General features: G+C 53.6%; 14 protein-coding genes. 9 read left to right on the top strand and 5 right to left on the bottom strand.

The features are described 5' to 3' along the window. Positions 1-819 (top strand): ParA family protein, encoded by an 819-nt coding sequence (locus DV532_RS25185; protein WP_082476775.1) that lies wholly within the window; start codon positions 1-3, stop codon positions 817-819. After that, positions 816-1,748: a ParB/RepB/Spo0J family partition protein gene (locus tag DV532_RS25190; protein ID WP_056797629.1), complete on the top strand. Its 933-nt coding sequence runs from the start codon at positions 816-818 to the stop codon at positions 1,746-1,748. The genes DV532_RS25185 and DV532_RS25190 overlap by 4 nt, the downstream gene beginning before the upstream one ends. 11 nt (positions 1,749-1,759) lie before the next feature. Here the strand turns inward: DV532_RS25190 and DV532_RS25195 are convergent, their stop codons facing one another. Next, entirely contained in the window at positions 1,760-2,443 is a 684-nt protein-coding gene (locus DV532_RS25195; protein WP_056797626.1) for a hypothetical protein, read from the bottom strand. Between the two features lie 132 nt (positions 2,444-2,575). On the opposite strand from DV532_RS25195, the gene DV532_RS25200 reads away from it, so the two are divergent. After that, on the top strand, positions 2,576-3,181 hold the full coding sequence (locus DV532_RS25200) for a hypothetical protein (RefSeq protein ID WP_056797624.1): 606 nt from the start codon (positions 2,576-2,578) through the stop codon (positions 3,179-3,181). Between the two features lie 27 nt (positions 3,182-3,208). Here the strand turns inward: DV532_RS25200 and DV532_RS25205 are convergent, their stop codons facing one another. Together DV532_RS25205 and DV532_RS25210 are read right to left on the bottom strand one after the other, a co-directional pair. After that, positions 3,209-3,484 carry an HU family DNA-binding protein gene (locus DV532_RS25205; RefSeq protein ID WP_056797621.1) on the bottom strand — a complete coding sequence of 92 codons (276 nt, stop codon included), beginning with the start codon at positions 3,482-3,484 and terminating at the stop codon, positions 3,209-3,211. Between the two features lie 16 nt (positions 3,485-3,500). After that, positions 3,501-4,199, bottom strand: coding sequence for a sigma-70 family RNA polymerase sigma factor (locus tag DV532_RS25210; RefSeq protein ID WP_056797620.1), 699 nt, complete (start codon positions 4,197-4,199; stop codon positions 3,501-3,503). Between the two features lie 141 nt (positions 4,200-4,340). Here DV532_RS25210 and DV532_RS25215 point away from each other — a divergent pair, with 141 nt between their 5' ends. Next, entirely contained in the window at positions 4,341-5,264 is a 924-nt protein-coding gene (locus DV532_RS25215) for a hypothetical protein (protein WP_056797617.1), read from the top strand. Between the two features lie 10 nt (positions 5,265-5,274). Here DV532_RS25215 and DV532_RS25220 read toward each other — a convergent pair whose 3' ends face one another. Next, complete coding sequence (locus tag DV532_RS25220) at positions 5,275-7,284, bottom strand: hypothetical protein (protein WP_056797615.1); 2,010 nt, start codon at positions 7,282-7,284, stop codon at positions 5,275-5,277. 85 nt (positions 7,285-7,369) lie between these two features. Here DV532_RS25220 and DV532_RS25225 point away from each other — a divergent pair, with 85 nt between their 5' ends. After that, a complete protein-coding gene (locus tag DV532_RS25225; protein WP_056797612.1) occupies positions 7,370-8,098 on the top strand; it encodes a hypothetical protein in 729 nt (242 codons plus the stop codon). After that, on the top strand, positions 8,098-8,931 hold the full coding sequence (locus DV532_RS25230; protein ID WP_056797610.1) for a hypothetical protein: 834 nt from the start codon (positions 8,098-8,100) through the stop codon (positions 8,929-8,931). The genes DV532_RS25225 and DV532_RS25230 overlap by 1 nt, the downstream gene beginning before the upstream one ends. Before the next feature lie 50 nt (positions 8,932-8,981). Here the strand turns inward: DV532_RS25230 and DV532_RS25235 are convergent, their stop codons facing one another. After that, positions 8,982-9,674, bottom strand: coding sequence for a sigma-70 family RNA polymerase sigma factor (locus DV532_RS25235; protein ID WP_056797608.1), 693 nt, complete (start codon positions 9,672-9,674; stop codon positions 8,982-8,984). Positions 9,675-9,779: 105 nt separating this feature from the next. On the opposite strand from DV532_RS25235, the gene rdgC reads away from it, so the two are divergent. From rdgC to DV532_RS25250, 3 genes are all read left to right on the top strand, one after another. Beyond that, the gene (gene rdgC, locus DV532_RS25240; protein WP_120715396.1) at positions 9,780-10,016 is read left to right on the top strand and encodes a recombination-associated protein RdgC; all 237 of its coding nucleotides are present in this window, start codon (positions 9,780-9,782) and stop codon (positions 10,014-10,016) included. After that, entirely contained in the window at positions 10,013-10,711 is a 699-nt protein-coding gene (locus DV532_RS25245) for a recombination-associated protein RdgC (RefSeq protein ID WP_162948986.1), read from the top strand. The genes rdgC and DV532_RS25245 overlap by 4 nt, the downstream gene beginning before the upstream one ends. Positions 10,712-10,963: 252 nt before the next feature. Next, positions 10,964-11,422, top strand: a complete 459-nt coding sequence (locus DV532_RS25250) for a hypothetical protein (RefSeq protein WP_056797599.1) — start codon at positions 10,964-10,966, stop codon at positions 11,420-11,422. Position 11,423 lies beyond the last annotated feature (1 nt).

Below are 11,423 nucleotides of genomic sequence, written 5' to 3' on the forward strand. Positions count from 1 at the left end.
ATGAAGCAAACGATGGTAATAAGCCTGGTGAACCATAAAGGTGGTGTTGGTAAATCCACCAGCTCGATCAACTTAGGGGCGGCCCTGGCATTCGCCAATAAGTCAGTGGTGATCATCGATGCGGATCCGCAGATGAACACTACAACGCATCTGTTGCCGCACCTGGTCGGCCTTGAAAGCACCGTGACCCTGTCGATGCTGCTCTTCAACCCCAGCGTTGAAATTCAAGATGCCGTCCAGGAAACAAACGTGCCGAACCTATACATGATCATGGCGGATCGTGATTTAGAAATGCTGCTGGAATCCAACAAGCACCGCTGGATGAAGCCCTTTGAACTCCTGAGCGATCGCATCGCGCTGCTCGACGGAGAAGTTGACTTCATCATTATTGACTGTCCACCGAACTTGGGGCTGGCAGTCGAAAACGCGCTAGTTGCTTCAACCCATTTCATCACGCCAATCGACGACTCGGCCTATTCCGAACTGGGTCTAATCCCGCTTGAAGACAACATGCTCAGGAAGGTGTCCCAGGTCAACAAGGGGCTATCGTGCCTTGGCGTGTTGCCAGTGATGATGAAGAAAGGTACTGCGCTCGACAGCAACATCCAGGATAAGGTGACATTTGGCAACATGAAGATGCCGAAAATGGATATTTCCATCCCATTTCGCCAACAAGTACGCAACAACACCCATACGGGCGAGCTGGTCGCCAGCGCCGTGGCCAGGACGGACATCGCCAAAGCCTACAAGGCCTTGGCCAACTTTGTCATTGCCAGTAAGGAGAAATGGTTGAACCAAGCAGGGGAGGGGGTCGCATGACCATGAACTTGAAGGATAAATTGACTGCCAAGAGTGCTGATCTGATCGGCAGGATTGCCGAGGTATCGAGCAATCTCCATGAAGAGCCTAAGCAATGGGAGAAAATCCATACCCTGGACTGCTCGCGGATCCTGCCTAACCCCTATCAGTATCGATTGTACTTCTCCGAGGAAAAAATCGAAGAGCTGATGGAGGCCTTCGACAAGGATGGTCAGCTTCAGCCGATTGGTGTTCGCCGCGTTGGAGACAACTACCAGATCATCTTTGGCGAGCATCGCTGGCGGGCCGCCACCCGGCGAAATGGGAAGGTTTTGGCCATCATCAGAGAAGTCACTGATGAGCAAATGGCCTCGATGTGCTTTGGTGAAAACAAGCAGCGCTCGAACCCTTCGGCTTACGAAGATTACCGGGCCATTGTCATCCAACGACAGATGGGTAAGACGCCGAAAGAGATCATGGCATCCCTGCAGCTGAGGAACCAGGATTACTACAAGCTCGATGCCTTCTCTAAATTTCCTGAACCAGTCATCCAGTATATCGAAAAAAACCTGACGGTCATTGGGAAGACCGAAGCAGAGGCCCTCAGCCAGTTTTTGACTGATGACAAGGGTCGTTATGATTCAGGAAAATTCACGGAAGTTGTCCTGGATGCCATGGACAGGTTTGTTCACGGCAACATCAAAACCAGAAAGCAGTTGATTTCTTACGTTGAGGCCAATCTCAAAATCAAGACCGAAAAGCCCGCGAGGACTTCGCCTAAAAGAGTTGATTTGGAACCAAAGTCAGAACCCGTCAGCTTTGAGGGTAAACCGGTTGGGACACTGACACACTCATCGACAACACTAACCTTGTCGTTGAACAAGGAGGAGTTGCCGCAAGACAAAATTCAGGAATTCCACGATTTCGTCGAAAAATTCCTGAAGTCCTGAAGCAGGGCCGCTTAGGCGGCCTTTCTCCGCTTCGAATCGGCGGCAACTGCCAGTGCCAGGGCATCAATCATCTCCGCGCCATAGCGCGCACGGAGGAGGGTGAAGGCATGGTGCTGCCCATTGTTGCCGTACGCTTCAGCGAATCTCATCCGCAGGGATCTGGCCTTACCACATTGGCGTGAGAAATACGCCTTTGACTTCATCAACGCATGGTTGACACGTCCAAACCAATCCTTCATCTCGTTCGCCCTGGACGCATTCAGCGCCATCTGGTTCAGCATTGACGATTGATCCTGGAAGGACGATTCGAGCTTGCGGTAACAAGTCTCAATCGACTGAAGAATGACGGCAGGGCAGTCGTAGCCTTCGACCTTAAAGGCTTGGCCTGCCAATTCATGCTGAAACTCAGCATTCATTTCCGGGTGGAGGAGGGCAAATGCCTCCAAAACCCGAGTTTCGAAATGGAGTTGTTTTCGAGCCTTGGTGACCGCTTCAGCATCCATGATCCGGTAGCGAAGCATGGCTCTAGCAAAACGAAGCTCTTCAAGCCTCAGGTGGGCGCCAGGGCCAGAATTAGCGAGGGTGGAGCCAGCCTGCAGAAACTCGGCAATTTCGGATTCTACCTCCTGTTCCTGGGCGATAAGCTGCCCCTGAAGCCTGATCAACGAGGAAAATGGAGAGTTCAGCAAATCCATGGAGAGCATCCTGTGTCAATATACGCTTAAATTAAATCGCAATTCTCACCAATATACAAGTAAATCGTGTTGAAACGGCTAAAGCTCCCTGCCAATCTGTAGCTGAAATCTCGCACGCAGGGGGACATAATAATGGATAGCCCTAGACTAGACGCCACCCAGCTCAATATTGGGCCTGATAATGGCGCGATTATGGTTACCCACAAGCCTAAATTTTTCTGGGTTGATCTTACAACTCGGCCTGGTATCGCGCTGACTTATGCGATTGATACCAAGGATTGCTGGGGCCCAAAAGGCTTTGATCCGGGCAAAGCTGTACTGGACAAGCAAATGCCACGACCGCTGTCCATGAAGACGTTTGCTGACGAATTCATGGTGTCTGATATCGATGATGCAGGGAAATCCGGCGTCTATTACATCCAGACAGGAGTGCGATACGCCGTGCGGATGGGCTGCGATTTCTGCGTGCACAATTTTGACCACACCGAATGGCCCAGTGGCAATAAGGGTGATTGGCTGGTCACCAACGGCGAGATGAAAATGCCCGTCTCCGCCAAATCGTTCGAGCAGAAATTCGTCAGGGTGGATTCGTTCAACGCCATGCTGAAAATGGATGGGCCAAGCTGGGCGCGTGATGATTTTGGGTTGCCGATGAAAGATCAGCGCCGGATGCCTGCTCCGGACAACGTGGTGCCTTTCAGGCGCAGGGAAAGCGCGGTATCGCAGCTAGGGCTCTAACAACCCCGGCTGCGACGGAGAGAAGGCTTAGAACTTGTCTTTGAAGGCCTTCAGCGGTTTTGCGCTCGGAACGATCTTTTCAGGGATCTGGATCGCTGCACCGGTCGCGGGGTTTTTGCCGGTGCGGGCCTTACGGGTGACCAGTTTAACGGTGGCAATGCCTGGCAGAGTGACAGCTTGATCGTCACTGGCCTTGATTTGTGCCACCAGCACATCCGGCAGGCTTTTCAGCACAGCCTTGATGGAGGCTTTCGGCAGAGAAGTCGCTTGGGCGAGATCGTCAATCAATTGTTGTTGGCTCATATTACATCCTCATTGGTCATGCGCAGAGTGCGCTTTTCATGGCTGCCAGGGAAAGCTTGGCAGTTTTATCAAAATCGTATCGGCTGATGTCATGATCGGTAAGGTAGTTCGAGGCACCGTCGTACACCTGATGTTCGCCAATTTTTATGAGTAAAGCAGCTTTTCCGAGGGCTGGCAATCGCTCAAAGGCCTGGCCCACGCGCTGGATTTCGGTTTGCATGATAACCAGATCCTCGACGCTATGACCATGGTTTTCACTCACCGTGTCCAGAGGCAAGACATCCGTCATCTCAAATAGACTTGTGGCGAGGGTAAGGTCGATATCCAGGCTTTCGCTGATCGCCTCCAAGCTGTATTTCTGGGAAAGCCCGCGCACCTTCCAGGCCAGATCGCGCATCCGGGTCGGCATGGACAGCTTGATCAGGGAGCTTCGCAAAAAACGCTCGATGTAGGCGCGTATCCAGGGCACAGCATAGGTCGAGAAGCTGAAGCCCAGTTCCACATTGAATTTCTCCAGTGCACGATACATACCCATCAGACCTTCCTGGACGATGTCATCATGCTCAGAGGACAGCCTCGGGTTGCAAAGGTAGCATTGAGCGATTTTGGTAACCAGTAGTCGGTTCTGAATCAGGAAGATATTCTGGCTACGGCGACAGCCCTGCTTCGCTGCCATGAAAATTTCCGGCTTGCTACGGGTTCCGAATGCACTCATGACCATCCATCCTTTCGATCAGTTTTTTCGAATATAATGTAAATTGACAAACTGTCAAGGCCTGGATATATTTTTCTCGTTGTATCCCCCCTTTCTTCTAATTCATAGTGAAGAAAAGAAATAATTTGAAGTGGTCAAAAAATGGCTCGCGAAAAATCCAAACACCGAAAAGCGGCAGCGGCTACAGAGCTTGTCTATGGTTTTCCTGGAAACCTGTTGTCGAAATGGGAAGCGGAGCTCATTGATGAGAACCAGGGCCTCTACAAGGTGCACCGTAAGAACGGAAGCACCCGCATGGTCAAGCTCGATCAAAGCATCGAAACGCTGAACGGATCCACCATCGTGTCAAAAAACCCTAACGGCACCCTGATCGTTGGCGAGCACAGTGTGCTGATCGGGCGGAATCTCAAGCATGGGTTTCAGGCACGGGCCATGGGCAGGGGTAGCGTGACGTTCCTGCTCAAAAGTGACGACGATAAAACCCTGGGGAAGGTGACTGTCGGTCAATCCTTCAACGGAGTGCCGGTGACCTTGATTGCCCCACATCTGCTCAAAGTAGGTGAGGACATCTATCCTGTTACACCGAAACTGCAGGAAACCAAGCTGCTGGTGTATAAGACACCGCTGGAGAATGGCTACCTGTCTTATATCAACGTGATAGAGCCAGACAACCCTAGGAACGGCGACGATGGCACGCCGGGCACCTTTGTACCCCCTGCGTCGCCACAAGACCCTGGTATGTTCTATGAGGAATTTGCTGGCCAGAAAGTCCTGACTGGCCAGTTCTGGCTAGAGAAGGGCGATCAGCGACTGACCTTTCACGGTCGCGATGGCGCTACGGCCCTGGAGGAAATTCGGGTCAAGAAAACCATGCAGGCAGCGCTGGAAATGGCGGTCTCCGTGGGCATCGACCCCATGGAGTACCACGAATACAAGGAAGCCCACGATCAACTTAAGGTGCTGCAGGAGCGCTGGATTAAAAAATCTATGTATGTGCTCGATGGGGCCGAAATCTTCAAACCCCACGACATGCGTGCCGTCATCCAGTCTGGCATGGGCTTCTGAAGCCTTGGGGCTAAGCCAAGCCCCTTTTCGCCAGGAAGCCTGCGAGGCCCTTCGGTTTCTTCCCTGGCGCCTGTGGAGGTGCTGCAGGCTCCATCTTATCCACGATGACTTCTGGCTGCTCCAGCCCATCAGCCTCAGCGCCAGAAGTCAGCATTTGTGGCTCCAATTCGGGCTCAAATTCAAGCGCAGGCGAGGGTTCTGATACCAGCGCCGGCTCACCCACGCCCAAAAGCTCCATGACAGGAGCAGAAACTGGTGGTACAGCAGGAGTGCCGCCCTCTGGCACTGCCATTTCAGCTTCCGCAGGCACCATGGTAGCATTGCCTGATTCGATTGGGGTGGGCTGCATTTCCGATTCCGGGGTCAATACAGGCTCGTCATCGCTGCCAAAAGCCCAGGATGCATCCGGCTCATCCAACGCGACTTCCGAAGGATGGTCGTTAACAGGATCCAGGGCGGGCTCATCATCCATTACCATGATCATGACACCACCGTCCTCACACGCTGTGGCCTGCTCACTTGGCGACTCCACGATAATTGCAGCGACTGGCGCTGGAAGCTGTGCTGGGGCAGGTTTGTTGTCAAAATCAAACGCCTGATCGGCAACGGATTCGCTTGAGGCGGGCATAGCGGAGCTGAGCTCCGGCACCAAGCTTGGAGGCTCGCTGTCAACGCCGGGGGAGGGCGAGACTTCAGTGATGTCATCGACAATCACCAGTTCGTCGAGCATTTCCGGGTCAGTGGCAAATGTGAAGGTGCCAGCATCAAGCGCCGTAGTCTCCTGCGGGGCATCTGGATCAGATTCTTCGACCGTCAGGTCATGCAGCATCGGAAGGTCATTCTCATCGATCAGCACCCTGGTCGGTTCAAACCAGCTTGGGAAGAACATCGGAGCCTTGAAATTAAGCCCAGCAACGATCTTTTCTACCACTTCGCCTGGTTCATCGCCCGCCTCGCCAACAACCTGCGCCAGGAAGTCCCCATGCTCATTGAGCTTCATTGCTGGCCCCATGGGGCCGCCCAAAGGGTGAACCCTAAGCAGCAAGGGGCTGCCATCGTGCAAACTTTGAGAGGCCGCCAACAGTGAAAGCTCAGCGCGCCCGCCAGGGTAGTACTGCTGCTTCAGCTTTTGGAAATTCTTGGGCTCGCCATAGAACTTCTTGAAAACCTGGCCGGCGATATGGCATTCAACGGGCATGATCACCAGGCTCACGTCGTCGCCGATACCTGCAAGCTCTGGAATCAATTTGTGCAGCCAAGAGACGATTTCTGCGCCGTTTTGATAGCGCCTGTCTCTTGGGTTCCAGATGGGAATCAGCTCCGCGTCAATTTCGGGCAGGTACTTACCGCTGCTCAGTCTTGCTCGTACAAAAACACCGGTCACAGTGCTGTTGGTACCGCCCGTGTTGATGACATCAATGATCCACTGCTCCCAAGCTTTGGTGTCTGCGCTTGGAAACATCCGGGTGCGGGCATATTGGTAAAGTCGAAGAGAGTAGGCGAACCGCGTGGCGTCATTGAGGTCTTGTTCAAGCCTGACCACTCGGGCTTCCCAGCCAATCGGCTTGGCTTGCTGCAGGGCCTCGATGTCTGTACGGATGCCACGATTACGTGATGTTTCTTCGGCAACATGAATGCGACCGATGCCGATAATAGGGGCAGGAGAGTCACCATCAGCCACCAGGCGGTACGCCCAGCGTGCAATATAGCTGGTAATGCCTTTTCGGTTTTCCCCGTCAGGTTCGCAGCCTGTAAACAGAAGGATGCCCTGTCGATTTGTCGGAGAATTGTCGGGGGTGGCAATGCACGCATTCTTGGCCCCATAGTCTTCCCGCGCAAACTCTGCGATGCTCGGCGTGCCATCGCGACTGGCATATTTGCTGGCCACGCGCAGCTTTACGTTGACCTCCTCGCCGTCTGCAGTGACCCCTTGCACCGAATGCAGAGACTCGTCCCCGCGCTTGTTGTAGCTATGGGGGTACAGGATGATGTTCTCAGGGGATGACGTATTGCTAGGCATCGGTTGTCAATTTCCGTTTAAATCGTTAGACTGCGAGCCCATTTAGGCCTTTCCAATATTCTATGCAGTACAGGGTGAAAAATCCATGCGCATTCCTGATGAGATTGCTTCGCTGATCAGAGATCAGTTCCCGGCCTTCGATCAACGGGCAGTAGCACGGGAGCTCATTGACCTGATGCTGATGGCCCAGACGCCGGGCGAAATACCGTTCCAAAGCCAGGAATTGTCGCGCTCATGGGGCGTGGACGAGGCGCTGATCTGGGATGTGGTGAATGCCCTGACCGTGAAAGGGGTGATAGAGGTCGGCCAGGGAGTGGTTTCCAATGTGCTCATCTGCGTCGGCTTGAAGTCCTCGGCCAGCGCCGTGAAAAAACGCTCCAAGCGCCTGGACATGGATTCGGTCAAGAAAAAAGCGATCCAAGCACGAGCTGCCGACCTCAAGCTCAAGGATGTCGGGCCTGCGGCCATCACGGAAATTTCGCGCCGAATCCCCTTTGAAGAGCGCAACATCGAACTGGACATGGGCTTTCAGGGGTGGCTGCCAACCGCGCTGTACGGCCTGGATGGGGCCATCTTCATCATCACCCCGGATCAACGCCAGCAGCTGGAGCTGGAACACCCGACCGTGGACATGCAAGCCGCTTTCGCGCTGATGTACGATGATCTCAGGTCGGAGCGTCAATCCAGACCCACCGTGCCGAATGCCCCTTACTGGATTCGGGAGTGGATCAAGAAGCACGGTGCAAACCTGGCCCGGCAGCAGGACGATGAAGCGCCTAACCTTGAAGACATGGTAATCGAGGCAGAATATTGATGAAAATCACCATTCCCCAGGAGTTGGCGGCGGAGTGCCGCACACTCGCAATGCAGGTCGAGCGTCGCTACGGAACCCCCATGTTCCGAAAAATGTACGGGGAAAGTACCGCCTACGCCAACGATTGCGCGCTTGGCTTCATGCGCTCGAACATCGATGCTCAATGTGTAAAAAATATCCGCAGTTGGCTGCTTCAGGGTTTGAAGCCATTTGCTGAATACCCGCCGAATCTTGAAATGCTGATCCAGATAGGTCGTGTCCTGAAAATCTGTCCTGTCACCGATGGGCAAGTTCAATATGCCGAGTTCTGGTACAAGCTCGATGCCCACTTCTGCCAGGGGTATGGTCGCTTCTGGCGATTGGACAGCACCATTGAAAGCCTCCAGCGTGAACGTGTCTGGCTGGCAGAATTCGAAAACGTTCAGGCATCCATCGGCGAGCTGGAGCAGGCCCTGAAAAAAATCCAGGCAAGCACAGTCTTCCGAAGCTTCCCGCCATCCCTGGAGCAGTTCAAGGGAGCGCTACTGTCGCATCGAAAGGGCGGGGCACCGCTGGTCGAAGATGCCTGGCTGTTGGCGCTTAGTGTTCGCCCTGGTCAACCGCTGCACCCATTGATCGTCAAGGCCCGCGCCAGGATCAGTGCCTTTGACCTGAACACCAATGGGAAGAGTCGTGAAAACGAGCAGCGTTTCAAGGATGCCTACTTGAGCCTGTTGGTATCGGTGGAAGACAATGAACACTGGGATTTGTCAGGGGTGGTGCAGGAAGAAGAGGTTATTGAGTATGCCTCTACTGAAGACCTGCTAAGTACACTGCGCCAGTTAGGCAGCTAGACCACCCAGGCCGGCAAGGGTCGGATGTCGTCCGACCTACAGACGCAATGTCACTGCTGGCCTGCATCCTTCACACCCAAATGCCGTTTCAGTCGCGCCACTCCAGCCGCTTCCAGTTGACGCACCCTTGAAATAACCACGCCCAGCATCGCAGCAAGCTCCGCCAGGGTCTTTTTGGGGTCTTCCAGGTGCCTGGCAATGACAATGAGGCGCTCGCGCTCAGGTAAGCTGGCAATGCCTTGTTCCAGGGCCTGGTATTGGCTCTCGCTGTACTGAGGGTCTTCATCCGGCACGCAGGCTTCCTCCAGCACATCGAGACTGCTGGCGCTCAACGCGGTGCTGCTGGCATACCAGTAGGCGATCAATTGGCACAACCTGAACCGGGTGATCCCCGATTCTTCGCTTAGCAAGTCCAGCAGCTTGCAGGAGATCAGTTCGCCTGCGCGTAGATGCTTTTTGAGGTCGCGCAGTACCGAGGTTTCTTTGCGCGATAGGCGGGGCTTGTCAACAGCCGTTTGAGTCAGATAGGTGAGCAGCCGTCTGCGCATACATAACCAAGCATAGTGCGCAAATTTTTCCTGCATGTCCTCACGCCATTCGAACGTGGCTTCCCACAACCCAAGCTTGACCTCCTGCAGTGCATCTTCGGTCAGATCAGCGTTGTAGCAATAGTCTCTCACGAGGTCGGCGGTAAGGTGCAGATGAGCCTGCCAGAGGCGCGTTTGATGGCCAGAATCGATCAAGAGAACATCCCAAATGCATCGTTTGACTCAATATACGGTTAAATGTATGCTCTCACGACCTCGCAATGCTGGCAATCACCAATTTACGCCTAAAGGAGCCGAGCCATGTTCTTCAAGAACCTTAATATTTACCGAATGGGCGAAAAGGTCGACCGTGAGCGTTTGGCCGGATTCCTGGACGCAAACCCCTTCAATCCGTGCCACAAATCCCAGGAAAGAAGCGCAGGCTTCACCGAGGTGGTGGGGTTGAACGAACGCGTCTTCACTGTCAGTGGCTACCACCTGTTTTGCCTGATGGTCGAGGAAAAAAAGGTTCCCCCGGCAGGATCAAAACCGCCTTGAACAAGGAGGTGCAGGAGCGCGAGAAAAAGGAGGGTCGGAAACTCAAGCGAGACGAAAAGAAAGCCTTGAAAGAAGAAATCAAGGCTCGCTTGCTGGTGAATTGCCCACCTCAGGCCAAAGAAACCTGGGCCTACGTTGATACCAACACCCGACTGCTGGTGATCAACTCCTCGTCCAGAAAGACAGGGGACGCAATTGCCCAGGCAATTCGCGGGGCAATGGAATCCAACGTGTTGTATCCCGTTCGTCCGCAACACGAAGTGTCCAAAATGCTCACCTTGTGGGTCAGTGAGGACAAGGCGCCACAGCCGTTTGACCTTGGTCACAAATGCACGATTGGCGACGGTGATGGCACCATCGGATATCGCAATCGTGATCTTGCTGACGAAAAGCTCCAGGAGTACTTGCGCAACAACCTGTTTGTCTCGGAGCTGGCGCTGACCATGGGTGAGCGCAATTCTTTCACCTTGACCGAAGACTTCATGATCAAGGAGTTCACCCTGAGCGAGATCGCTATGGCGGATCACGACTCAGGTGGCGGCGAACCTATGGAAATTCTACAGGCCGACGTCATTCTGATGGCTGCCGAGGTGAATGCTTTGCTGGAACACCTGCTTAACTCGCTCGGTGGTGAGGCAAGCGGCGAAGAAACCCAGCTTGAAATGGATCAAGAATCGCAACTGGACGAGGAGTGAAATCTCGTTCACGCACCTCGCTTTACTTGGATATTGGCATAAAGTTGTTTAAGATAGCTTGAAATGACCAACACCCAAGGTTCAGTCCAAACGACGTGCAATGGCACCTGTGGCTGCTGTGACCATGATGAGGCTGGAAATCCTCGTGGTTCCTAGACTGATGTCGATGGATATCGCTGAGGTTCATCGCCATGAGCATCATACAATCGCGTTTTCCTTGCGGTGGGTTGAATTTCCAGGAGCGCTTTACAAATGAGTCTCGATTTAGATAGAAATTGTGAAAACCCAGAGCGTGCCAACGACAGTACCAGCGCCATCAAGATTCGTATGGCCTTGCGTGAAGCGGAGCATTCCGAGTTGGATGTCACGTTTGTCCGGGCGTCGGCGGAAGGGTCAAGACTCTCAGGATTTGTCAGCTCCTGGCTTGCCGATCCTCGCAATCACCACGAAGGCAAGTTCCTGCTGATGGGCAGGCCAGGTTTGGACAACGACGGGTTCAGAAATCACCCTGAATTCAAGTTCACAGAACTGTCGGATTCCGTAAAGATCAAGGACTTCTCAGAATTTTTGCTGCTTGGCAAAGAGGTGCTGATCGTCGATATGCGTGGCGAAATCAGCATCCATCGGATCAAGCAGCATGTCGACCTGGGGGTGAAGGCGGTTAAGACTTTGCGCCGCATCGGCCTTCTCGAAGCACAAAGGGCGAATTGAA

It is taken from the genome of Pseudomonas sp. Leaf58, from assembly GCF_003627215.1.
GTDB lineage: Bacteria > Pseudomonadota > Gammaproteobacteria > Pseudomonadales > Pseudomonadaceae > Aquipseudomonas.